This is a genomic window from Shimia abyssi (genome assembly GCF_003014475.1).
GTDB lineage: Bacteria > Pseudomonadota > Alphaproteobacteria > Rhodobacterales > Rhodobacteraceae > Shimia > Shimia abyssi.
On record NZ_PYGJ01000008.1, the window covers coordinates 159856 to 184156 of the forward strand.

14 protein-coding genes, 1 tRNA gene and 1 pseudogene are annotated in these 24301 nt (G+C 54.7%); 7 read left to right on the top strand and 9 right to left on the bottom strand.

Annotation, left to right across the window (positions count from 1 at the left end):
* Nucleotides 1-4: 4 nt before the first annotated feature.
* Nucleotides 5-889 carry an SPOR domain-containing protein gene (locus tag CLV88_RS13695; RefSeq protein ID WP_106608967.1) on the bottom strand — a complete coding sequence of 295 codons (885 nt, stop codon included), beginning with the start codon at nucleotides 887-889 and terminating at the stop codon, nucleotides 5-7.
* Between the two features lie 207 nt (nucleotides 890-1096).
* Between CLV88_RS13695 and CLV88_RS13700 the strand changes: the two genes are divergently transcribed.
* The 6 genes and pseudogenes from CLV88_RS13700 to CLV88_RS13725 all read left to right on the top strand — a co-directional run bounded on the left by CLV88_RS13700 (nucleotide 1097) and on the right by CLV88_RS13725 (nucleotide 14503).
* Nucleotides 1097-1186 (top strand) — tRNA-Ser (locus CLV88_RS13700).
* Nucleotides 1187-1334: 148 nt separating this feature from the next.
* A pseudogene (locus tag CLV88_RS23365) lies at nucleotides 1335-1598 on the top strand (Arm DNA-binding domain-containing protein); the annotation flags it as partial.
* A 64-nt stretch (nucleotides 1599-1662) separates the two neighbouring features.
* On the top strand, nucleotides 1663-2238 hold the full coding sequence (locus CLV88_RS13710) for a site-specific integrase (protein ID WP_165798893.1): 576 nt from the start codon (nucleotides 1663-1665) through the stop codon (nucleotides 2236-2238).
* Nucleotides 2239-2848: 610 nt separating this feature from the next.
* Nucleotides 2849-11041, top strand: coding sequence for a putative Ig domain-containing protein (locus tag CLV88_RS13715; RefSeq protein ID WP_165798896.1), 8193 nt, complete (start codon nucleotides 2849-2851; stop codon nucleotides 11039-11041).
* A 172-nt stretch (nucleotides 11042-11213) separates the two neighbouring features.
* Entirely contained in the window at nucleotides 11214-11588 is a 375-nt protein-coding gene (locus CLV88_RS13720; protein WP_133169968.1) for a hypothetical protein, read from the top strand.
* 272 nt (nucleotides 11589-11860) lie between these two features.
* Complete coding sequence (locus CLV88_RS13725) at nucleotides 11861-14503, top strand: AAA family ATPase (protein WP_106608971.1); 2643 nt, start codon at nucleotides 11861-11863, stop codon at nucleotides 14501-14503.
* Nucleotides 14504-14512: 9 nt separating this feature from the next.
* Here CLV88_RS13725 and CLV88_RS13730 read toward each other — a convergent pair.
* From CLV88_RS13730 to CLV88_RS13765, 8 genes are all read right to left on the bottom strand, one after another.
* A protein-coding gene (locus CLV88_RS13730) for an IS5 family transposase (RefSeq protein WP_423827737.1) occupies nucleotides 14513-15270 on the bottom strand; the annotation gives its coding sequence in 2 pieces (ribosomal slippage) (nucleotides 14513-14946 and nucleotides 14946-15270; 759 coding nt in all).
* Between the two features lie 280 nt (nucleotides 15271-15550).
* The gene (locus CLV88_RS13735; protein WP_106608972.1) at nucleotides 15551-17206 is read right to left on the bottom strand and encodes a Na/Pi cotransporter family protein; all 1656 of its coding nucleotides are present in this window, start codon (nucleotides 17204-17206) and stop codon (nucleotides 15551-15553) included.
* Nucleotides 17207-17234: 28 nt separating this feature from the next.
* Nucleotides 17235-18026, bottom strand: a complete 792-nt coding sequence (locus CLV88_RS13740; protein WP_106608973.1) for a phosphodiesterase — start codon at nucleotides 18024-18026, stop codon at nucleotides 17235-17237.
* Nucleotides 18023-18832, bottom strand: coding sequence for a carbohydrate ABC transporter permease (locus CLV88_RS13745; RefSeq protein ID WP_106608974.1), 810 nt, complete (start codon nucleotides 18830-18832; stop codon nucleotides 18023-18025). The genes CLV88_RS13740 and CLV88_RS13745 overlap by 4 nt, the downstream gene beginning before the upstream one ends.
* Nucleotides 18829-19722: a carbohydrate ABC transporter permease gene (locus CLV88_RS13750; RefSeq protein ID WP_106608975.1), complete on the bottom strand. Its 894-nt coding sequence runs from the start codon at nucleotides 19720-19722 to the stop codon at nucleotides 18829-18831. Before CLV88_RS13750 ends, CLV88_RS13745 begins: the two co-directional genes overlap by 4 nt.
* A 65-nt stretch (nucleotides 19723-19787) precedes the next feature.
* On the bottom strand, nucleotides 19788-21056 hold the full coding sequence (locus CLV88_RS13755) for an ABC transporter substrate-binding protein (RefSeq protein WP_106608976.1): 1269 nt from the start codon (nucleotides 21054-21056) through the stop codon (nucleotides 19788-19790).
* Between the two features lie 49 nt (nucleotides 21057-21105).
* Nucleotides 21106-22125, bottom strand: a complete 1020-nt coding sequence (locus CLV88_RS13760) for an ABC transporter ATP-binding protein (RefSeq protein WP_106608977.1) — start codon at nucleotides 22123-22125, stop codon at nucleotides 21106-21108.
* Nucleotides 22122-22901: a DeoR/GlpR family DNA-binding transcription regulator gene (locus CLV88_RS13765; protein ID WP_106608978.1), complete on the bottom strand. Its 780-nt coding sequence runs from the start codon at nucleotides 22899-22901 to the stop codon at nucleotides 22122-22124. The genes CLV88_RS13760 and CLV88_RS13765 overlap by 4 nt, the downstream gene beginning before the upstream one ends.
* 234 nt (nucleotides 22902-23135) lie before the next feature.
* On the opposite strand from CLV88_RS13765, the gene CLV88_RS13770 reads away from it, so the two are divergent.
* Nucleotides 23136-24020, top strand: coding sequence for an HAD-IIA family hydrolase (locus CLV88_RS13770; RefSeq protein ID WP_106608979.1), 885 nt, complete (start codon nucleotides 23136-23138; stop codon nucleotides 24018-24020).
* The last annotated feature ends 281 nt before the right edge of the window (nucleotides 24021-24301 follow it).

The window sequence follows — 24301 nt, forward strand, 5'->3', positions numbered from 1 at the left end:
TCCGTTAGTTGGTTACGGCGTAAGCATCGGTAAAGCCGGTGCCATGCACGGTCTTGAGCATTGAGCTGAGGCCGGATTTAGAGGTCGCCGGGCCTACAATGACACGCCAGAATGTTTTGCCGCCAGATGTCGTCTTGCGGATTAGGGGGGTAAGTCCGGCAGCGCTCATCTGGTTGGCGGCGTTTTTGGCGTTATCCTCGACCGAGAAGATGCCGATTTGCACATAAGGTTTTGAGAGTGAACTGGTTTGAGGTGGGGGAGCAACTTCGGACTGGGCAGCAGGTTTGGCGTCTGGTGTTGGTGACGGCGTTTCCACGGCTTCGGCCGCAGCGATAGCGGCCGAAGCCGCTGCGATTGGCTCGAGCGGCGCTTCTTCGACGTCGGATACTTCGGCTAAAACGAGGTCTTCGGCTGCCGGTTCTGGGGTGACTTCTTCGCGGCGCAGCGCAGTGACGTTCAGAGCCACGGGTTGGCCAGCAAGCATTCCGAGTGCTTCGGCTGCGTCAGAGGACACTTGGATACGGGGCCCCGGAATTTCTCGTTCGCGGCGGAAGAGGGCGCCGATTACAAACTTGCCGTTGGCCTGGTTGCGGATAATTACCCTTTCCGGGTCGGTCACATCGGGGTGCGCGGCCCAAACACCACCAAGAGACGGGCGGCCGTCCCAAAGGCCAGCCTCGGCGGCATTGAAGACCTCTGGGGCCTCAACGTCGCGCTCCACCAGCTTGGTCGTCTGGCCGCTGGTGGGTGTTGTCGGGTCATCTGCTTTCTTCAAGAGCGAAAAGTCCTGAACGTCTTCACAGGCCGTCAAAAGCATTGCGGCAGACAGGAAAATTACGGGTATGAATGGGCGAACGTACCCGTGGTTCAGCGTCATTCTTTCGGCCATGTCTTGCCCCTTGCCTGCTTGCGATCATTGTCGCACACGATGTTTTTGTGAACATACCGCTGACCTGATCCATCAGAGGCTGTCTGTTTTGTTGCGCGGAGTTTAGCTGGATGCGTAGCGCAAGGAAAGCGTGTGGTTGGGTATAGGCAAAAAATCACTCTGATTGGGCTTGCAGATGGCGCGTGGCGCGATTAATCAGGGCGCGTCGGAGGAGTGGCAGAGTGGTCGAATGCACCGGTCTTGAAAACCGACGAGGGTTAACGCCCTCCGTGGGTTCGAATCCCACCTCCTCCGCCACCCCACCTTTTTCTTCGTTTGTTTGAACTTGAATTTGGTGGCTTTAATTCAACGATTTCAGCGGGAAAGATGACTTTGAGTTTTGTCTCGATTTATTTCGATCGGTTTGGTGTTGTTTCCTTGGGTGGTATGAAATGTGGTATGATTGATGGCCGCGTTGAGCGGGAGACTAACGAAAAAGCTGGTTCAGAATCTGGGGCCAGGTCGCCACGGTGACGGTGCAGGTCTCTATCTGGTCGTTGATCCGTCTGGTGCGCGGCGTTGGATTGTTCGCGTAACTGTCAAAGGTCAACGAAATCGGAAAGGGGGACCGCTTCGCACCGATTTTGGTTTGGGTGGAGCTGATCTAGTAACTTTGAACCAAGCCAGGGAAAGAGCGCTGGATTATCGGCGTATGGCACGGCAGGGGTTGAACCCCCGGTTCAATGCCAATCTTGAGTTACCGACGTTTCAGGAATTTGCTCAGCAAGTGCATATTGAACGGCTCGCTGCGCCTGAAGCACATCAACCTTGTAGATCAAACGGTCTTTCAGGATGGGCGGGAGGTGAATACCAAGAACAGCAAGTCCTTTATGACTGTGTTTTTTCCGGTGGACGCGATTTACTTCGTATGCTTTTCGACCTGGGTACGTTTCCTGCGAGAAGAGAAACTCTTCGGTCCTGAAGACGCGCTCTTTCCGCGCCCCCAAAGGCAGATGGTCGCCGGGAAATTCGCCTTCACGACCCTGTCTCGCGAGCCCTACGCAAACTCCCAGAAAATCAATCAGGTGGTTCGTTCGGCTTTTCAAGACGTGGGCCTTCATCCCTACACTCCACACAGTTTCCGTAAGACCCTTGCCAAACTGATGAACGACATGAACCTCACGCTGGAGCAACAAAAAGCCTGGTCTCAAAACCTAGGCCACGATAGCATCCTAACAACCGTCTCCAGCTATCTTCCGGTTACAGAAGAGCGGCAAGTGGAAGTAATGAAAGATTTGAGGAGTTCGTTCATTGATCCAAGTGTTGGTGGTATCGGTTCAACTGAAGAGTTGGGGTTGAGCATTTATTAAAAAGAAGACAGTATTTCGGTTTAGAACAGCAGCTTTTTCAGGTTTTTTCATTGGAATTCACGTGAGATTTTTGTCTTTCAGGCTTTTCAAGGTTTGGGCGCCATTGCTTTGGATCACTTTGATTGGGATCTCAGGCAATCCCCTTCTTGCCCAAGACATGACAAAACTTGATTTGCCGGACATAACGGTTGGTGCCTATCAAGAATTTCAGTTCGCTCCAAGGCAGATTAGTCCAACTGGAACGCTTCCGGTCGATGACGATAACGAAAATCGGCTCAAAGAGTATCAGTTTGAAATTCGATCGGGAGCTTTGCCGAATGGGATGGAGCTAGACAAAAGCGGTCGCCTGTCAGGTCGACCCTTAAAGGTCGAGTCAACCGAATTCGAGGTTCTTGTTCGTTTCTATGAAACTATTGTAGATACTCTAGTTTTTCGCGTTAATGTGGTTCTCGACGTCGAACCACCTCCATCGTCTGCGTCAGTAGCAAAAGGCGTAGTAGCCGGCGCCGCACTTTTTCCACTTCTTTCGGGAACAGATGGCCCCCTTCCTTCGCGGGGTGTAACTCCGCAGTCCTTTGCGCGTTCCAGCGATGAGGATGGTGGGATTGTTGTGAACACAAAGTTGCCAAACGCTGACGAAGGAGTGTTTTACGAATACCGAATTGTTCCGTCAGAGCCCTCTGAAGGACCGTTTTTGTTTGAAGCACTAGACGACAACTTGCCGGAGGGTTTCGTTCTAAGTTCAGACGGTGTCGTAAGTGGCGCTACGTGCGACGGTCGCGGCAACAAACGGTTCTCTGTGAGAATCACGCGAATCCCAGATCTTGTCGGTGAGTTCGACTTCTCAATAAAAATTGACGGGCAAGGAAACCCAAACCTATGCGAGGCAGAAGTTCCGATTCTTCAGCCCTCGTCCTTAGGTAACGGCGTCTTTGGCCTGACATACGAGCAGATTCTATTCGTTGAAAACTCCACTGGCAATTACGCATTTCAGCAGGTTTCAGGAACGCTCCCAAACGGCGTCTCACTAAGTGCAGAGGGTGTCCTATCTGGTACGCCTACTGAGACAGGCAGTTTCCGCTTTCGGGTAGAAGCCACCGCCAGCCAAGCTGACACTGTATCACGCGAGTATTCGTTAATTATCCTACCTGTCATCGGTGGGCTTGTAGTTTCGCCTGAAAGTTTGCCAAATGGCGTGGAAGATCAGTCTTATTCGCAGCAGCTGTCGGCAAGCGGTGGTATTTCACCCTATACATTTTCAATCGAAGATGACTCTTCCTTGCCCCCGGGAATCTCTTTTTCGTCCGCGGGACTCGTTTTCGGCACACCAACGACGTCTGGCGTATTTCCTCTTGTTGTCAACGTTGTTGATAATGAAGGTAACAACGGAACCGCTTCATACACTTTGACAATTGATGAGGCCAATTTGCCTCCGGTTGACCTCACCATATCGCCACCAACGGTTCCGTCAGTTGACTATGGTGCAGCCTATAGCGAGCAGCTTACGGCGTCAGCAGGCGACGGGAGTTACAGTTTTAGTCTTAGTGGAGGCGGGCTGCCGGCCGGGATCAGCTTGTCTAATGCGGGGTTGTTGTCAGGCACTGCTGCGGCGACCGGGTCCTTTGATTTCACAGTGAGTGTCCTCGACGGTCAGGGCAACACGGGCAGCCAGGACTATACGCTGGTTGTGAACGCTGTAGACGGGCTGATTGTGATTACGCCGGAGGTCCTGCCGCAGGCGACGTTTGGCGCACCCTACAATATCACTCTTGGAGCCACAGGGGGTGATGGAAATTACACGGGCAGCCTAACTGGGGATCTTCCCGACGGGATCTCCTTTGACCCCTCAGACGGTACGTTTGCGGGCACGCCGACGCAAACCGGGACATTTCCGTTGACTGTGGTTGTGACGGATGGTCAGGGCAACACGGGCCAAAAGAACTACAATCTTGTGGTGGTGCCGGTCAACACGCTTGAGATTGCCCCACCGATACTTGATAACGCGACGTTCGGCGTAGCTTATAGCGAGCAACTGACAGCCTCCGGTGGCGTCGATGGGACGTACGAGTTCGCGCTGAGTGCGGGGACGCTACCGAATGGTGTGATTTTGGGCGCGGACGGATTGCTTTCGGGCGTCCCGACTGAAGCAGGAGATTTTACTTTCGGTGTATCGGTTTCGGATGGTGCCGGTAATACCGGTCAGCGTGCCTTGACACTGACGGTTGAGCGATTGACCGATCTGGACATACAGCCTGAAACGCTGCCAGCGGGCTCTTTCGGAAATGCTTATGGGCAGCAACTGACGGCGAGCGGCGGGGACGGAACTTATGTTTTCGGAATCGAGACCGGGTCATTGCCAAGCGGACTGCAATTGGGCGTAAACGGTCTTTTGTTTGGGATCCCTACCGAGACCGGCGATTTCCCGATCACTGTGATCGTTTTGGATGGTCAATTGAACAGTGGCACGCGAGATTACACTCTACGGATCGACGCGGTAAGCGGACTTCTAACGATCCTGCCGGAGAGCTTGCCCACAGGTAAGTTTGGGCAAGCCTATTCGGTAAGCTTCAACACGTCTGGCAGAGCAGCGCCCTACACATTCAGCCTGAATGTGGGTCCATTGCCGGCGGGTTTGGACCTGGCGGCAGATGGAACCTTGTCCGGGACCCCAACGCAGGTCGGGTCGTTTCCGATTACCGTGGGAGTTACGGACGCACAGAACAATGACGGCTCACGTGATTATACGCTGGTAGTAGACTCAATCGACTCGTTGGAGATTGCACCATCGGTGCTGCCGGATGCGACCTATGGAACGAGTTACAGTCAACAGCTGACGGCAACAGGTGGGAGCGGCGCATTGACGTTCGCGCTGTCAGGAGGTGCGCTGCCGACAGGGATTCAAATCGGAACAGACGGGCTTATTTCTGGAACGCCAACCCAGACGGGTGATTTCCAGATAGAGGTCACCGTCACGGACAGTCAGGGCAACTCAGGTGTCAAGGATTATACGATCACCGTGACGCGGATCTCGACGCTCACCATATCGCCACCAACGGTTCCGTCAGTTGACTATGGTGCAGCCTATAGCGAGCAGCTTACGGCGTCTGGAGGCGACGGGAGTTACAGTTTTAGTCTTAGTGGAGGCGGGCTGCCGGCCGGGATCAGCTTGTCTAATGCGGGGTTGTTGTCAGGCTCTGCTGCGGCGACCGGGTCCTTTGATTTCACAGTGAGTGTCCTCGACGGTCAGGGCAACACGGGCAGCCAGGACTATACGCTGGTTGTGAACGCTGTAGACGGGCTGATTGTGATTACGCCGGAGGTCCTGCCGCAGGCGACGTTTGGCGCACCCTACAATATCACTCTTGGAGCCACAGGGGGTGATGGAAATTACACGGGCAGCCTAACTGGGGATCTTCCCGACGGGATCTCCTTTGACCCCTCAGACGGTACGTTTGCGGGCACGCCGACGCAAACCGGGACATTTCCGTTGACTGTGGTTGTGACGGATGGTCAGGGCAACACGGGCCAAAAGAACTACAATCTTGTGGTGGTGCCGGTCAACACGCTTGAGATTGCCCCACCGATACTTGATAACGCGACGTTCGGCGTAGCTTATAGCGAGCAACTGACAGCCTCCGGTGGCGTCGATGGGACGTACGAGTTCGCGCTGAGTGCGGGGACGCTACCGAATGGTGTGATTTTGGGCGCGGACGGATTGCTTTCGGGCGTCCCGACTGAAGCAGGAGATTTTACTTTCGGTGTATCGGTTTCGGATGGTGCCGGTAATACCGGTCAGCGTGCCTTGACACTGACGGTTGAGCGATTGACCGATCTGGACATACAGCCTGAAACGCTGCCAGCGGGCTCTTTCGGAAATGCTTATGGGCAGCAACTGACGGCGAGCGGCGGGGACGGAACTTATGTTTTCGGAATCGAGACCGGGTCATTGCCAAGCGGACTGCAATTGGGCGTAAACGGTCTTTTGTTTGGGATCCCTACCGAGACCGGCGATTTCCCGATCACTGTGATCGTTTTGGATGGTCAATTGAACAGTGGCACGCGAGATTACACTCTACGGATCGACGCGGTAAGCGGACTTCTAACGATCCTGCCGGAGAGCTTGCCCACAGGTAAGTTTGGGCAAGCCTATTCGGTAAGCTTCAACACGTCTGGCGGAGCAGCGCCCTACACATTCAGCCTGAATGTGGGTCCATTGCCGGCGGGTTTGGACCTGGCGGCAGATGGAACCTTGTCCGGGACCCCAACGCAGGTCGGGTCGTTTCCGATTACCGTGGGAGTTACGGACGCACAGAACAATGACGGCTCACGTGATTATACGCTGGTAGTAGACTCAATCGACTCGTTGGAGATTGCACCATCGGTGCTGCCGGATGCGACCTATGGAACGAGTTACAGTCAACAGCTGACGGCAACAGGTGGGAGCGGCGCATTGACGTTCGCGCTGTCAGGAGGTGCGCTGCCGACAGGGATTCAAATCGGAACAGACGGGCTTATTTCTGGAACGCCAACCCAGACGGGTGATTTCCAGATAGAGGTCACCGTCACGGACAGTCAGGGCAACTCAGGTGTCAAGGATTATACGATCACCGTGAGTCCGGATCCTTCTCTAATTGTCGTCAATCCCGCTTCCATACCAGCAGGTACTTTTGGTATGGCCTATTCCCAGATTTTTTCTGCCACTGGCGGAAGCGGAGCGTACAGTTATTCGGTTTCTGACGGCGAGCTGCCGACAGGACTCAGCCTCAATTCGAATGGAACTCTTTCTGGAGTGCCAGCGGTAGTTGGTACCTTTAACTTCACCATAGGAGTTCAGGATGAACAGCGAAACGAAGGCAGCCGTGAATACGAACTATTGATCGCGCCCACAACAGGATTGTCATTGCAACCGTCAGAGCTGGCAGATGGCGTAAATGGACAGTCTTATACCCAGCAAATCGGTGCTTCGGGCGGCGATGGCAATTACACATTTCGTTTAAGCAGCGGTGCACTACCGGATGGATTGGCCCTCTCTGCTAGCGGTTTAATCTCGGGCGTCCCTACAACGAGCGCGGTCTTTCCAGACATTGAAATCTCTGTAGAGGATGGGCAGGGAAACACAGGTAATCGCTTCTACATCATCACCGTGAATCCAAATCCGGACTTGGTGGCAATTGCGCCGCCGGAATTGCCTCCTGCCACATTTGGAGTCGGCTACGATTTGCTTTTGTCTGCAAGCGGAGGAACGGCACCGTACACCTATTCTGTTGTGAGTGGTGGCCTGCCTGCAGGCGTCAACCTTGTCGGAGACAGAATAACGGGCACACCCATAGAGGTTGGATTGTTTTCTTTTCGAGTCCAGGCTCTGGATAGCGACCGAATCGCCAACTCAGGTACTAAAGACTACACTTTGACGGTTGAGCGCTTGACGGATCTATCGATTTCGCCATCGTCGCTTTCCGACGGGACTTATAACACAGCATATTCCGAGCAGCTCACGGCGACGGGTGGGTCCGGGACCTACAACTTTGCCCAAACCTCCGGGTCGCTTCCGGCCGGTATAGCGTTGGAGACGACGGGATTGTTGTCCGGCACCCCGCTTGAGACCGGCACATTCTCGTTTACAGCCACTGTAATTGATGAACAGAGCAACACGGGAACCCGCGACTACACTCTCGTCATCGATGCGATCCCCGGCCTCATCACAATCACACCGGATACACTGCCTGTCGGGCGATACGGGACGTTTTATGAGGTTACTCTCGGGGCGACCGGTGGTGATGGGGATTACACGCCGAGCCTAACGGGCGCATTACCTGCGGGGATCAGTTTTGACACTTCTGACGGAACATTCCGAGGCACGCCGACGGAGACGGGCAGCTTCCCGGTGACGGTGGATGTTTTAGATGGGCAAGGGAACACAGGTCAGAAGGCCTATACACTTGTGATCGATTCGGTTTCGACCCTCGCAATTGCGCCTGAAACTCTTCCCATTGCCAGTTTCGGAGTGGCCTACAGCCAACAGCTGTCGGCCTCTGGCGGTTCACCTGCCTATAGCTTCGTGAGGTCTTCTGGCACACTGCCAGCGGGTCTGACGCTGGATACGAACGGTCTGATCTCTGGAACGCCGACCCAGACAGGAAGTTTCCAGTTTACAGCTGAAGTAACCGATGCCCAAGACAATACCGGACAGCGGACATATACGCTGGTGGTTGAGGCGCTGACAACGCTTGCGATCTCGCCAACTGATTTGCCGGAGGCGATGTTCCGGACGGGCTATAGCCAGCAACTGACGGCCTCAGGGGGCGTTGATGGAACCTATCAGTTCAGGGTGAAGTCCGGGGCGTTGCCTGCGGGGATTGTGTTGACCGGAAATGGCCTGATCAATGGGAGTGCCTCGGTTACGGGCAGCTTCGACCTGACCATCGAAGTCAGTGATGAGCAGGACAACAGGGGAAGTCAGGATTATACGCTGGTTGTAAATGCCGTTGACGATCTGATTGTGATCACACCGGAGAGCCTGCCGCCCGCGACCTTTGGCAGCGTTTACGAGGTTACGCTTGGGGCGACCGGGGGTGATGGAGATTACACGCCGAGCCTAACAGGCACATTACCTGCGGGGATCAGCTTTGACACTTCAGACGGAACATTCCGAGGCACGCCGACGGAGACGGGCAGCTTCCCGGTGACGGTGGATGTTGTAGATGGGCAAGGGAACACAGGCCAGAAATCCTACGTGCTTGAAGTCCTAACGATCTCGGTGATTGAAATTTCCCCAGCGGTTTTGAGCAATGCTACCTTCAATCAAGCTTACAGCCAGCAATTGACGGCAGACGGGGGCACTGGCAGCTACGTGTTCTCGACGGTAAATGCCGGAGGGCCTTCAACAACACCAGGATTGCCCGAGGGGATTGCTCTGAGCCCTTCCGGCCTGCTGTCGGGAACACCAACGGAAACCGGCGACTTCACTTTCTCCGTGAACGTGGACGACACAGAGGGAAACACAGGCCAGCGCACATACACTTTGACGGTTGAGCGCTTGACGGATCTATCGATTTCGCCATCGTCGCTTTCCGACGGGACTTATAACACAGCATATTCCGAGCAGCTCACGGCGACGGGTGGGTCCGGGACCTACAACTTTGCCCAAACCTCCGGGTCGCTTCCGGCCGGTATAGCGTTGGAGACGACGGGATTGTTGTCCGGCACCCCGCTTGAGACCGGCACATTCTCGTTTACAGCCACTGTAATTGATGAACAGAGCAACACGGGAACCCGCGACTACACTCTCGTCATCGATGCGATCCCCGGCCTCATCACAATCACACCGGATACACTGAGTGATGCCGTGTTCGGGAGCACATATTTTCAAGCACTTAGTGCCGCAGGTGGTGAAGCACCTTACGAGTTTTTTCTTGAATCCGGCGCTTTACCGAGCGGGATCACATTGACGATTGATGGAGATTTGGCTGGTTCGCCCAAAGAAACGGGAGATTTTGTGATTGGCATCACGGTCGAAGACTCGCAGGGCAACACCGGGACCAAAGATTACATCATCAATGTGGCACCAGCAAAAGGCATTATCGCTATCAATCCAGCGACGGTTCCTGCAGGTGAGACTTTTGTAGAATACAGTACACGCTTATCAGCCAAAGACGGCATCGCACCTTATTCCTATTCTGTAGTAGGCGGTGAATTGCCAAGTGGCTTGCTGTTAGGTGCATCAACAGGCGTTATTCTCGGCCTTCCCGAAGTTGCCGGAACATTCAACTTCACTGTCCAAGCTGTTGACAGCCAGGGCAACACTGGCACGGTAACTTACGGTCTCATTATCGAAGAGGGCCGCCCAGACCCGAGTGAAGATCAAGAAGTAATAGAACTTATCGAACGACAATTTGGTGTTGCCCGTGAGTTGGTAGAAAACCACCGACAGAGCATAACGCGTCGCTTAGAAGAACTTCGGGAGAAATTCGAATGTGGAGAACTCTTGGAGGAGTGTCTTTTGATTGGCGGTTGGCAAGAAGGAAGATACGTTGAATCGGACTATTCGTCCCTTGCCTCCTATGCGATCGGTATCGACTATCAGGTACGCAGCGACACAATTGTTGGACTGAGCTTCGGATATGGTCAGACAAAATCCGACATAGGGCAATTGGGTTCCGCACTAGACGCAGAATCTCGATCAATTGCTGCGTATTTCACACACAAATTTGGTCAAAACTCATACTTTGACGGCGTAATTGGCGTCAGCAATTTGGACTATCAAACCCAGCGCTACCTCACAGGTGCAGGAGGGTTTGAGGTAGGTAATCGCAATGGCGACGCTAAATTCATTTCGTTGAGGGTTACCCAGTCCAGACAAATGACTGGTGGGTCATTGCTTTCACTTTATGCCAGATATGATGCTCAGAGAACGAAATTGGATTCCTACTCTGAATCTAATGCAACTGGGCTTAGCCTTTCTTATAATGCAGCCGATCAAGATTTCCACAGCTTCAGTGCGGGTGTAAATGCAGAACGCTCTTTCATCCAAAGTTGGGGTATGTTGACTGGATGGATTGAAGGGGAATTCAGTCACCAAAGAATCGGTGGATACACTCAGACACTGTATTATTCCGATACGCCAGAGACGACTTACACAATCAACAGGCCAAGCGATAATCAAAACGTTATGTCGATCCGAGGCGGGTTGGACATAATGAGTGGCAACAGTGTTGCTTCCATAGAAGTGTTTACAGCGAAAACACTCAATAGTTCATCTTCGGCAAGTGTTGGTGTGGCTGCCAGATACCAGATTGAGTTTTAGGCGGGTCGTTGTGCGATTTGGATTGGCGGGCCGACTTCCAGCGTCCGCGCCTCATTGCGGTCCTCAACAACTCAACTAATGTCCGTATTGTGCCGAGGCTGTTTGGAAAGTCTGGTGTGGGGTACTCAGCGATGCCCGTAAAATGGCGGTAGAGTTCAAAGGGTCCCCCGCGATGGCAGTTGAAGTGCTGCGCAGGTCCCAGCCTCATGAGTTCTCCGTCGTGCCGAACCGCACCCCACTGCGGGCTGTGAAGGCTCTAAAGGGCAGATCCTTGGAGTTGCTCGATATACTGGCTTGGCGGATCGATCCTATGGGCGGCAGCGTGTCCACTCCAGTCACAGTGGAAGGCACGTCGCGCTATCCTGAGTATCATGGCGTACCTGAAGGCATCTACATCTATGACCCTCGCACAGGGGTATTCACAGACCAGTGTGAGTGTTTTCTGGGGCTGGACGTTTTGCTGGAGCAAACAGGCGCCAAACCGCCAGAGGAATGGGTGGCAGGGCGTCTCGAGGCATTCCTGACTGGTTGCGGTGATGCAGCATGAGCCAGCCTGAGCACCTCACTTTAGATATCGGGCTATTACGTAGGCTGATACAGGCCGAAATTGATAGCGGTTTCGATTTGAGCCACGGACTGAATGCTGAGGAGCGGTTGCTGCTCTCATAAAAAAGGACCGCGATTTTTCGCGGTCCCTTTTATCGCTGCTATCCGACCGATAGCAATTTTCACCATAGGTCTAGTTATAAACTCCGGCTTGGCACAACGCAAGATAGTGTGCAGGCAACGGTTACCGGCCACAACATACAGGTGCCACCAATGGCCAAAGATACGAGTAAACTACCCGTCCCGAACTTCAAAATCCTGAAAGCCGCGTTGGCTGAATACGCGGATGCCAGAGCCTATCTGGTGTGGCGTGCATTCAGCACCGAGAACGAAACTAAGTTCTCCAAGCTGCCCGTAGATCCAGACACGGGACTGGCGACAAAGCCAAACACGGCAAAGGCCCGAGGCGTACTGACATTTGATGAAGCGCAGGAAGCGGTTGAGGTTCTGATCGATCAGGGTTTGCCTGTCGGTATCGGCCTGTATCCGCCTGCGGCCGGCCTGATCGCTCTTGACGCGGACGCATACGTAAAGGCTGGAACCCTCGACGACTGGGTCAAGCCCATCATCGGCACGGCTTATGCTGAGGTATCGCCGAGCGGGACGGGTATACGCATGCTTGTCAGCAGCGTCTCAGAAAGCCTTTCAGCGCTGGCAAATGGGCACGAACGTCACAATCTTGGCCTGTACGGGGCGCCTACGAGCAAATTTGTGACCCTGACAGGCTCTCTCGTCGACGTCAGCGACCCGAGACCCATCAAACCTCTATCAGGTAGCTCAGAGAAAGCGATATGGGCGCATTGGGCAAAGATGGACGCTGAGAAGGGGCGCCCTTCAATGGCAAAGTTCGCGTCGATGTATCCGGCTGGGCGCGATGGTATGCACCTAGCGCTGGAAGATATTATCTCAGGCGCGTCGTTGCCCCCGGCGACGGTGGCGTTTGCGGCTCGGGCTGTGAACTATGTCAGCACGACCGAGGTCGAAGACGCATTGCATGAGGCGTTTCACGCGTCTGAGGTGAAGGACACGGCGCGTTGGCACAAGCGGTACCCCAAGTCGATTGAGGGGGCTCTGGAGTGGGTCAGGGCCCGTGATCTAGGTGCGGGCTCAGCGTTGCGCGAGATGCCGACGCAGGTGGTGCAAGGCGCGAAGGACTTCATGAAGGGTCATCTGGCGCGCAAGGCCGGCGAAAAACCTGACACTGCACCAGAAGCTGCACCAAGACCGAAGCGCGAGGACGTAATCCACTGGTACAGGCATATTGGCGGCAGTGGGGGCGAGTACACAAGCTATGTACTGACAAAAGAGCATGAGGCGATCTCAGCATGGCTTAAGAACCCAGACTGGCTCGAAGGGCTCGACGACGATGAAGTCGATAAGGTTCGACTTGATCACTGCGAAAAGTTCGGGCTCGACAGGCCGCAAGGTCTAGACCCTGACCCGGATGCTGTCGCGATCTGGTACGCGCCTGTAGGCGGCGGTCTGGATTACTCAAAATCCGTATCGCTTAGCGAGTACAACGCGATTGTTGCTTGGCTCGAGTTTCCGGGTTGGCACGAAGATGTTGATGACGATGGGATCGATCAGATCAGGTACGACTACCACGTCGAGCATGGGCTGAATATTCCGTCTGATCTGTCGAAAGTCGCCGAGGGTATGGCCGCGTTCGAGGCCGAGCTCGAGGCCGAGCGTATGGCAACCGAAGCTTTCGATAAATCCGGCTGGGGACCGCAGAGGCGCCCTAAGACGGGTATTGACCGGCTGGTGGGTGCAATTATCGCCAAAGGCATCCTGACGGTCATTGCAGGCTCAGGAGGCGCCGCGAAATCTACCTTGTGCGCATCGATAGCAATGGGGATGGCTCGGGGACACGCAGTGATTGGTCCTGAGGTGCTGAAGGTATGCAATGTTTTGTACCTCGGAATCGAAGACGATCTGGCAATGAACGAGCGGATGCTGTTCGCGGCCGCTCAGCGCCACAGGGTGGCCAGCATTCAGGGTGATCTACGCCTGTTTGGTGAAGATAATTTCCGGCATGTTATGAAGATCCATGACGGCCCGCTTTCACTGATCAGCGATGACGCCATCGTCGAGAGTTTCCGCGATAAGCTGACGGACCTGATCAGCGCTGCCAACTGTGATGCCGTGTTTATAGATCCGATGGCTGTTTTGTACGGCGGGCAGGAGATGAATAACGCGGCCATGAACTTGTTGGCGCGGGAACTGAAGCGGATTGCTCAGGTGCTGAATGTGGCAATCGTCGTGGTATCTCATACGCGGAAACCGTCTGGTCAGAGGTCTCAGTCTCAGCATGATGTAAAGTTCGGGACTGAACTGGTGGACACCGCCCGGTGTGTTGTGAACGTAGGTGACCTGCCTCAGGCCGAGTATGACGACCTGCTGAACCTCGTACCGGCACACGAAGCTGCTATGGTGCGCAAAGCTCGGGTAACGAAAACCAACATCGGCCCGGGCGGTTCCGGGTTCACATTCAAGATCAGCGGCGAGTCCGTCGAATGTCTGGACGGTTCTGAGGAGAGTGTGGGCGTTGTCACCCCATGGACCCGGCCCGATGTCGATCAGCTAATAGATCCCGAGTTGTGGGAACGCATCAAGACCGAGCTTGAATGTCAGTTTGTCCTGTATTCGGCTCAGGCCAGCGGCAAAAAACTGAAGGATCTGATCGCAGAAATCGGCGGCGATTACGCTGATAACGCGCCTAACATCGCAAAGCACCTAATCAGCGAGAAATGGGTCGTTGAACGCGAAGAGAAAAACCCGGCCACATCCAGCCGTCATTTAGTAAAAAGAGCCGTTGTAGGGCGAGTCCCCGGCCTCTCTGCCGGTTATGCTTAGGGTCTGGACTCATAACCAAAACAATACCGTTGCTGCGAGGGCAATGGCAGATAGAAAGATTATAGGGCACCTATCGTAGCGGGTCGCGACCCTGCGCCAATGCTTCAACCGTCCGAACATATTCTCAATCTTGTGGCGGCTACGATAAATCTTGGTGTCATGTAAGATGATGTCTTTCCGGTTCCGACGCGATGGGATGCAGGGTTCGATGCTTCTTTCCTTCAATCCTTCGCGGAACCAATCGGCGTCATAACCCCGATCCGCTAGTATCCAATCCGCAGCAGGTAATGACGGTAAAAGCGCCCGTGCACCGATGTAATCGCTGACGTTGCCCGCTGTGAGGAATAGTTGGATTGGACGACCCATCTCATCGGTCACGGCATGCAGTTTGGAGTTTAGACCACCCTTGGTGCGGCCAATCAGGCGGCCACGCCCCCCTTTTTAAGCCCCATACTGGAAGCTGTTCGATGGGTCTTCAGGTGGGGCGCATCAATCATTAGAGTGCCTGTTGCATCCCCTTGAGAGGCCAGTTCCGTCAGGATGCGTGCAAAGACGCCCATGTGGGACCATCGAGCCCATCGGTTGTAAAGTGTCTTGTGTGGCCCATAATCGGACGGAGCATCCCGCCAACGCAGGCCATTACGAATGACGTGAATGATGCCGCTGAGAACGCGACGGTCATCGACCCGCGCAACACCACGAGGCTTCGGGAACAGATGTTTAATGCGTTTCAAGTGTGCTTCGTGAAGCCAGTAAAGATGCGACATAGACAATCCTCCTGTCGCTGTTGAATCACGAAGCCACAATGAATGGAATCAGCCACAGCAATGTCTGCTCAGCATGAAACACCGGTCATCCGACAAAAAACGTCAGATGACGGCACTGAGCCCATTTTGCCAATTGCTGCGCTGGAAATGTAGGACCAAAATACCGTGCGGATCCGACATTGAGGGAAAGTCGCTCGGTTGCTGCTCTTCAACCAGTTGTCAGCAACAGTGTTGAGAACTGGAGATATGCCTTAATGTTCAAGTGTTTTGTGCATACACACTAGGCGAGGCGGCTCTTTAACAGATCGCCCGATTTCAGAAGGATGGGATGGCCGACCATCGAGAACGCCGTGTTGATTTGCTTCAACGCACGAAGTGTTTCCTGATGGATATTGCTCGTCTCGATACTTTCGGCAAGCCCCTCACGCAGGCGGCCAATATGACTGCGTTGCAATTTTTGCTCAACTTTGCGTACTTTTTCCTTGGCCGCGACTAGCTCACGCGCTTCGGCTGGGTTCTGGTTCATCATCACATTCAGGGCAAGCTGGACGTTGCTTTGCACACGATCCGTAAAATCACGGATTTCCTCGCGGCCCTGAGACGAAAATTGCAGATTTTGCGCGTCCAGACGTCCGGCAAGCTCGAGCATGATCCGGGCGATGGCATCAGAGGCGGAATCCAGACTGGTTGAGATAGACGCAAGCTCCATTGACCGTCGGCTCAGGTCTGCATCCATTCCTTCCTGCCCAAGTCGTGCAAGGAAAAGTTTGATATCCAGATGCATCTGTTTGATCGCCTTGTCCTGATCCGCAATCCTGGATGCGGTGGCAGCGTTCCATTGATCGTAAAGCGGCTCAACGGCAATCAGCATATGCTCAACCTTTTGACCCATTCCAAGAAGTTCGCGAGCGGCGCAATCGATGGCGCGCCGGGGTCGGTCCAGCAAGGCAGGGTCAAGAGCGCTGGCAACATTAAGGGCATCCGTGGCAGTGGGCTTTTCAGCCATGAAATACGACAGCCCAGTGGTAATTGGACCCACAAGTGGAAGTGCCAAAACCGCCAACATCAGATTGAAAGCAAGGTGCAGATTGATCGTCTGTCGGGCTGGTGTCGCGCCAAGCTGGTTCAACAGGTCCGGCAGCGCCGCAATTACAACGACCACCAGCGCGGCACCGCCACCCCGCAAAAGCAAATTTGCCATGACCATGCGGCGTGACGCGAGCGGTGCCGAATAGGTGAGAACAAATGCAATGAACCCGCCGCCAAGGTTGGCCCCCAATATCATTGAAGCTGCCGCAGGGGTGGGAAGTATCGCTTGCCCCCCCAGAGTGACGAACAGCAAGACGGCCGCAACACTTGAATGCACACCCCATGCAAACACCGCGCCAATGACAAAGGCGGTCAGCAAGTCACGCCCCAGATAGGCCATAACGGCCTGCGTTCCGGGGTTGGATATCATAGGTTCGGTTGCACCGCGGATCATGTCCAGCGATACAAAGATCAACGCAAGCCCGATCATGATCCGCCCGACCTGCCGCGCGCTCGCGCCTTCGCCGCGCAGGAACACCGCGACACCGATCACCAGCAACATCGGGATCAAAAGCGGCTGGCGCACCATCAACAGCTGCGTCACAACAGCCGACCCAACATCTGCGCCGAGCAAAATCGCTAGCCCCGTCGCTGTCGCAAGCCCGCCCTTGGAAACAAAATTGGACACCAGAACGGCAACCGCAGTCGAGCTTTGCAATAAAACCGCCGCACCCATACCTGTCCCCGCCGCTAGCAACCGGTTCTTCGCAGAATGGCGTAGCCAGATGCGCATGGGGGCGGCAAATCCGCGCTCGACCCCGGTTCGCACCAGCCGCACAGCCCAAATCAACAGGGCAGCGGCGCCCGCAATATGAATCAATATCTGGATGACGTGTGGATCATTCACCGGATTTGCAATCTGTTAGGTATGACGGTCAGAAAGGAAAGGGGCCGCTTCCGGCCTTGGGCCCGATGCGGATCGTCTGGAACCCAGCGTCCCATCGGTGCAGCAAACAGCCATCTTCCTGCGTCAAGAAACCGACGGGCGCATCGGGGCGTCGATCATAGGCAAATGTGCTGCACGGCGACGGCGCAGAAATCGCAATATGGCCTGCGATATCGCTGACGATCATATTGTGGATGTGGCCGCAAACGACACGTAAATTGCCATTATATTCGGCCAATATTTCACGCAACTCCGCGCGATTGCTCAGCCCGATATCGTCCATAAAGCCAATGCCACAGGCAAAGGGCGGATGATGCAACGCCAAAAGCACTGGCGCATCCGACGCCTCGGACAATGTGCTCTGCAGGAACGCCAGGCTGTCGGTATTCAGCGTTCCCAGACCCTGTCCTTCGACTAGTGTATCAAGCCCGATCAACCGAATGTCACCCACCTGACGCGTCCAGTTCAGGGGGCCTGTTGTCGGCAACGCGTCCGCAAAGGCCGCCCGCATTGGATCACGGGCATCGTGGTTGCCGGGGATGACATGTATCGGCAGACCCAGAGGCGCTACGAGCGTCTTGAAACGGGCGTAACTCTCGACGCTGCGGTCGTCGCTCAGATCGCCGCTGACCAAGAGCGCATCGATGGGGCCCAGCTGATCACGGATGTTGTCAATTCGTGTGACCAGTCGCGCCAATGCATCGGCAGTTTCCAACCGCCCCGACACCCGCGCGCCTTCGGGCACGATATGGGTGTCGGTAATCTGAAGTATTGCGGTCATTTGATTCCTGCGCGCAGGAAGGCCTGCACAAACTGGCGTTGGAAAATCAGGAAGGCGATCAGCAACGGCGCAACAGACATCAGCGTCGCCGCGGAAATGATACTGATATCAACACCGTTTTCCGGCGCACCAAAGATCGACAATCCAACTGTCAGGGGACGTGTTGCAGGCGAATTGGTCACAATCAACGGCCAAAGAAAGTTGTTCCAGTGGGTCGACACAGACACCAGCGCATAGGCGAGATATGTGGGCTTTGCCAATGGCACGTAGACCCGCCAAAGAATGCCCAACAACCCACATCCTTCGATTCGCGCGGCTTCGTGAAGTTCGACCGGAACACCCTTGAACGACTGCCGCATCAGAAAGATGCCAAAGGCACTGGCCATATAAGGCATGCCAACGCCAAGGATCGTGTCAAACAGCCCAAGGCGCGAAATCATCGCATAGTTCTCGACGATCAGCACTTCTGGCAGGATAAACAGCTGCATCAACACCAGAATGAAAACATAGTCCTTACCGGGGAACTGCAATTGCGCAAAGGCAAAACCCGCCAGGGTGGTTAGTACAAACTGACCGATCAGGATCACCGTCACCAGCATAAACGTGTTCATAAAGTATTTGAGCCACGGGGCCCCGGCCCAGGCCACACGGAAATTCTCGAATGTCCAGGGCGAGAACAGGTTCAGGTTGACGGCATCCGATGTGGAGTGAGTTGCGGCCCAGAATGCGAACAACAGGGGTGCGATCCAGATAATCGCCAACAGGATCGCGCCGAAGCTGTCCATGAATTTGGTCAGGCTCTTCATTGGTAGTGCGTCCTTTTATCAAGGTAGAAGAACTGGATCGTTGCCACGATCCCAAGAACCGCAATTACCATGATGGTCATGGCCGCCGCACTCGGCGCATCAAAAAAGGCAAATGCCATTTCCCAGATGTAATAGAGGATCAGCTTAGAGGCATCCGACGGCCCACCTTTGGTCAGGATGAACAGGTGATCGATCAGCTTGACCGAGTTGATCATGGCGTTGACAGCAATGAACAGCGTCGTGGGCATCAATAGCGGCAAAACGATGCGGCGGGTATAGGTCCAGCGGCTGGTGCCTTCGATGTCGGCAGCTTCCTTCAGATCCTCGGGGATTGTCTGCAACGCAGCGAGGTAGAAAATCATAAAGAACCCCGCCTCTTTCCAGATCGTCACAATGATGATCGCCCAAAGCGCAGTCTCGGGCTGGCCCAGCCAATTGACGGACGGCAGTCCAAACAGGCTGCCAATCTGATCCAGCACACCAAGGCCGGGTGTATAAAAGAAAAGCCACAGGTTTGCGGCGGCAATCATCGGCAGCACGGTTGGCGTAAAATAGGCGGTGCGGACAAAGCCTCGCGCCCGGATCTTTCCATTAGCCCAAAGCGCCATCGACAATGCGATAAAGATCGACACCGGGATCGTGACACCGGCATACAGTATGTTGTTTTTGACCACGATCCAGAAGGTCGGGTCTGCAAAAAGATCGGCATAGTTTTCAGTGCCGACAAATTCAGTGGGCTTGCGACGTGTTCCGCGAGAAAATACGCTCGACCACAGGGTCGCGACAGAAGGATAGAACGCAAAGAGCGTCAGCAGAACCGCGGCTGGCGACAATAAAAGCCACCCGTAAATGGCCTGTCTGCGGCGTTCTAAATTAGCGTGGGCTGACATGTCGCGGCTCCGGTTCGATTAAATGGCAGGGCCAGCACAAATTTTGCGCCAGCCCGTCCGGGGAGTTATTGATAGTCGCGCAGCAGGCGTACAGCCGCTGCTTGTGCCTCGGCCAAAGCCTCGGCCGCGTCTTTTGAGCCGGTCAATGCAGATTGGATCGCGTTGTTCAGACCATCGCGCACACGGGCTGTCTCAAAAGTCGAGAACTCAGCCACAGCATTTTCGAGTTGGTTGCGTGCCACGAGCGCAGGTGGGAATTCAGACGTGTAGGTCTGAAGCGCTTCTGTTTCATAGGCGGCGGGCGACACGCCCATATAGCCTGTGCCGATGGACCATGCGGCCGCCTGCTCAGGGGATGTCATGAACTGCATCAGCTTCAGCGCTGCAGCCCGTTCTTCGTCCGTCGTGTCTTTGAACAGATAGAAGTTACCGCCGCCCGTTGGAGAACCAAGGCGTTTGTTTGCAGGAAGTTCAGCCACGCCAAAGTCGAATTTCGCGCCTTTCTTCACAGCCGTCAGGTTGCCAGTCGAGTGCCACATCATCGCGGTCTGGCCTTCAAGAAAAGCCTGACGCAATGTGCCCCATTCGACTGTGCCTGTTGGCATGATGCCATGCTCGGCCGAGAGAGATTTCCAGAACTCCAGTGTTTCAACGACCGTAGGATCATCAAAATACGTGGTCAGACCGTCATTGGACATCACTTCCTTACCGTTCTGGATCGCCAGCGCCTGGAACATCCAGTAGGGATATCCCGTTGACGGGATCATCAGCCCATAAGTGTCACCACTTGTCAGGGCTTTACCCATCTCGATCATTTCGTCCCAGGTTTTTGGCGGGGCTTCCGGGTCGAGTCCGGCAGCACGGAACATGTCCTTGTTGTAATAGGCTACGATGGTCGAACGCTGGAACGGAATGCCCCATGTCTGACCTTCAATCAGTCCGTTGGCCATCAGCGCCGGATAAAAGCTGCCCAGCCATTCTTTGTCAGCGCCAGATGTCGCGACATCTTCAAACGGAACGATCAGCTCCTGTTCGATCAAGTCATAGGCATCGATAGAGAACATCACTGCCAACTGCGCTGGCTCACCAGACGCAAGGGCCGACAGGGCACGCACCCGTGTGTCGTCATAGTTGCCCGAATAGATGGCGTTGACCTTAATGTCTGGGTTGGCGGCTTCGAAATCCGCGACAATGCCATCAACCACTTCGGTCAATGCGCCCCCGACAGCAATCGGGTAATACATGGTCAATTCGGTTTCAGCACTTGCAGGCGCGGCAAGGCCGACTGCCATCGCAGTAGCCATCCCCAATCCGGTGGTCGAAAATAGTTTCATCTCTAGTCTCCCTTGGGTTTCATTCGTTTTTAATTCGGCGGGCGGTCGTTCAACCGGCCTGCCGTTGTCCCGCAGCGTCAAAGACGTGCAGGTTTTCGTCGTGAAAATTGATGTCGATCTCGTTGCCCTCGGCGATCATCGACAAGCCCGGCTTAAGCACGCAGAGGCCTGTGGCTCCGGCGTGATCCAGACCAATCAGTGTCTCGGCCCCCAGAAATTCGCTTTCATTGACGACACAGCGCAACCGCCCTTCGCCCTTTGGTGCAATCTGGATGTTCTCGGCCCTGATCCCGATGGTCTTGTCGTCGCCAAACCCGTCCAGCACAGACGACTGAAGCAATGCCATCGGCGGCGCGCCAACAAACTCGGCGACAAAAGTATTGCTGGGTCTGCTGTACAGATCTTCGGGCGTGCCTACTTGTTGGATATGTCCGTCTTTCATCAACACAACCGTGTCGGCCATACTCATTGCTTCGGTCTGATCATGGGTGACGTAAACAACCGTGATACCCAGATCGCGTTGCAACTTCTTGATGTCTTTGCGCACGGCATTGCGCAGCTTTGCGTCAAGGTTTGAAAGGGGCTCATCCATCAGACACAGTCGCTGCCCCGCGACGATGGCACGGGCAAGGGCGACGCGCTGGCGCTGCCCACCCGATAGTTCGCCGGGTTTGCGATCTTCAAGACCAAGCAGCCCGGTAATCTCCAGCGCGCGATGCAGCTTTTCCTGCCGTTCTTGTTTTGGAACACGCCGGACCTTGAGTCCAAACACAACGTTTTCCGCAACCGACAGATGCGGGAACAGCGCATAAGACTGAAACACCATCGACAGGTTCCGATCCGACGCTGCGCTGGTTGTCACGTCCTTGCTATCAATCAGGATTTTCCCCTCATCCGGCAATTCCAGCCCTGCCAGCAGGCGCAACGTCGTCGATTTTCCGCAGCCTGATGGCCCCAGAAGGGCGGTAAAGCTGCCTTCGGGTATATCAAGCGTAATGCCTTCGACGCCCAATTGGCCGTTCCAACGCTTTGCCACGCCGTCGAGTTTTACAAACGGAGATGTTGTCATGTTGCATGTCCTTCAGCCACAATCAGGCGTTCGTTGATTTTTTTCAGTAGCGGCGCAAACTGGTCGCCCGGCTGTCGGTCGATGATTATCTGGTCCATGTCGGCAATATTGCCCCCCAAGGCAGGCGCCTGACGCCCGAATTTGGAACCATCGATCACCAGAAACGACTGTTGCGCGTTCTCACAAATCTTTTGTGTCGCGCTCACTTCAGTCGTGTGAAATTCCAAGAGCCCGCCATCGTCTGCAACTCCGGCAGCACCAAAGACTGCAAAATCGGCACGAAACCGTCCAAAGAAATCCAGCACGTCGTTGCCCAGAATATCGCGATCTGGCAAACGCAGCTCGCCACCGGGCAAGATGATCCGGTTTGACACCTCTTCGCTCAGCGCCATAGCGGCACTCAGGTTATTGGTTATAATGGTCAGCCCTTTGCGGCGACGCAACGCGCGGGCCACGCTCAGCGGGGTCGAACCAATCGAAATGAACAGGGTCGCTCCATCTGGGATCAAATTGGCCGCGGCCTCCCCAATGGCGCGCTTTCCCATCAGGTTTGTGCCCGCCCGCTGATCGAACGGCGTGTTCAGAAATTCTTCGCTCAGTTCGATGCGACCGTGAACACGGTGCAGCATCTCGCCTTCGCACAATGCATCTACATCGCGGCGGATCGTTTGCATCGAAACATCGAACCGCTCTGCGAGCGATCCAACCGTCACTGCGCCTTGCTCCAGCACCAATGCCGAGATCGCTTCACGTCGCTTTTTCTTTTTTGATGACATGTCATCCCCGAACTGAGTCTGCCAAAACGTTAGAATGACAAAAGCAACAAAACAACATTTTATTTGTGGCAAAATCTCACCTTGTGAGCAAATTTCAGCCGAAATCCTTAAAAGTATGGCAAATATTTTGACTCATCGCCTCAAATAATGTTGTTTTGTTGTTTTTGCTTTCGCTTTTGGCGTTTTTCTTTAAGGTGAGCGCTAGTGAGTGACCGGAAGCCAGAGCGGGGAAACATGCTGACAACTCAATCGATATTTGATCGCTATCAGGAAGTTCGCGCACGTTTCCCGCATGTTACGCCTCGCAGGGACTCGCTTGAAGTTTCATCACTTCTGGCCGTCGCCGATCAGGTCGATGCCTTTGTTTTTGACGCATTTGGCGTACTCAACGTTGGTGAAACGATGATTCCGGGGGCTGACAAACGTCTGGACCAACTACGCGAGCACGGATGCGCTATCCGCATTCTGACCAATGCCGCCAGCTATGATCGCAGCGGTGCCATTGCAAAATTCAAGCACCTTGGCGTGCATGTCGAAGACGACGAGATCATCACTAGTCGGGAGGCGACGCTCCAAAATCTGAGTGCAGGGCTCTGGGGTGTGATCGCCGCCGATTCTGATCCCTTAAGCGACCTGCCCGACACGGTGACGCGCTTGAAGGATGACGCGGACGACTATAACAAAGTCGATCATTTTCTGTTTCTCTCCACGGCAAACTGGACATCGGCACGACAGAACCTGCTGGAAAAAGCGATGCAGCAGCGCCCAAGGAAGCTGCTTATCGGAAATGCCGATCTGGCCGCTCCGCGCGACGACGGTTTTTCCGTCGAACCCGGGTATTTTGGCCATCAGATTGCCGACTTGGTCCCGAACCAAGTCCAGTTCTTCGGAAAGCCTTTCCCCGAAGTCTATGACCTGATTGAAGCGACACTGCCAACGACGGCACCAGAGCGTATTGCGATGTGCGGCGACACTCTTCACACTGATATACTTGGCGCAGCAGCCCGTGGTTGGCGGACCGTGCTTGTCACCCAGGATGGCCTCTTTGCGGGTTACGATACGCGACCATTCTCGCGTCAGTCGAACCTCTTTGCCGATTGGTGGCTCGGCCGAATTTGAACGTCTCCGGTCGGTAAGAGTTTGTCAGAACTCCATCTCGAGTTGGGTGGAGCGCAATCTCGCGTCCAGAAGAATGTCTCGGCCGCAAGATGACCTCGTGTACATATCCGAAAGTGATACCATCTGAGATTGGGAAGCGTACAAAGCAGACTTTTGCGCAAGCGCAGCGAATTCACGCTAAGTCCGGAGGCTGTGTGGAAACTCGGCTGATTGCGATGCCCGTCTGTCTTTACCTGCGTTTTTGCCCGTTTTGGCGTGAGATCGGCATTTCAGCCGACAGA

Bases quoted from the DNA above. Each gene is read 5' to 3' on its own strand.
- CLV88_RS13745 (WP_106608974.1), bottom strand. From the start codon at position 18,832: ATGAAGAGCCTGACCAAATTCATGGACAGCTTCGGCGCGATCCTGTTG.
- CLV88_RS13750 (WP_106608975.1), bottom strand. From the start codon at position 19,722: ATGTCAGCCCACGCTAATTTAGAACGCCGCAGACAGGCCATTTACGGG.
- CLV88_RS13770 (WP_106608979.1), top strand. From the start codon at position 23,136: ATGCTGACAACTCAATCGATATTTGATCGCTATCAGGAAGTTCGCGCA.
- CLV88_RS13725 (WP_106608971.1), top strand. From the start codon at position 11,861: ATGGCCAAAGATACGAGTAAACTACCCGTCCCGAACTTCAAAATCCTG.
- CLV88_RS13720 (WP_133169968.1), top strand. From the start codon at position 11,214: ATGGCAGTTGAAGTGCTGCGCAGGTCCCAGCCTCATGAGTTCTCCGTC.
- CLV88_RS13755 (WP_106608976.1), bottom strand. From the start codon at position 21,056: ATGAAACTATTTTCGACCACCGGATTGGGGATGGCTACTGCGATGGCA.
- CLV88_RS13765 (WP_106608978.1), bottom strand. From the start codon at position 22,901: ATGTCATCAAAAAAGAAAAAGCGACGTGAAGCGATCTCGGCATTGGTG.
- CLV88_RS13695 (WP_106608967.1), bottom strand. From the start codon at position 889: ATGGCCGAAAGAATGACGCTGAACCACGGGTACGTTCGCCCATTCATA.
- CLV88_RS13760 (WP_106608977.1), bottom strand. From the start codon at position 22,125: ATGACAACATCTCCGTTTGTAAAACTCGACGGCGTGGCAAAGCGTTGG.
- CLV88_RS13740 (WP_106608973.1), bottom strand. From the start codon at position 18,026: ATGACCGCAATACTTCAGATTACCGACACCCATATCGTGCCCGAAGGC.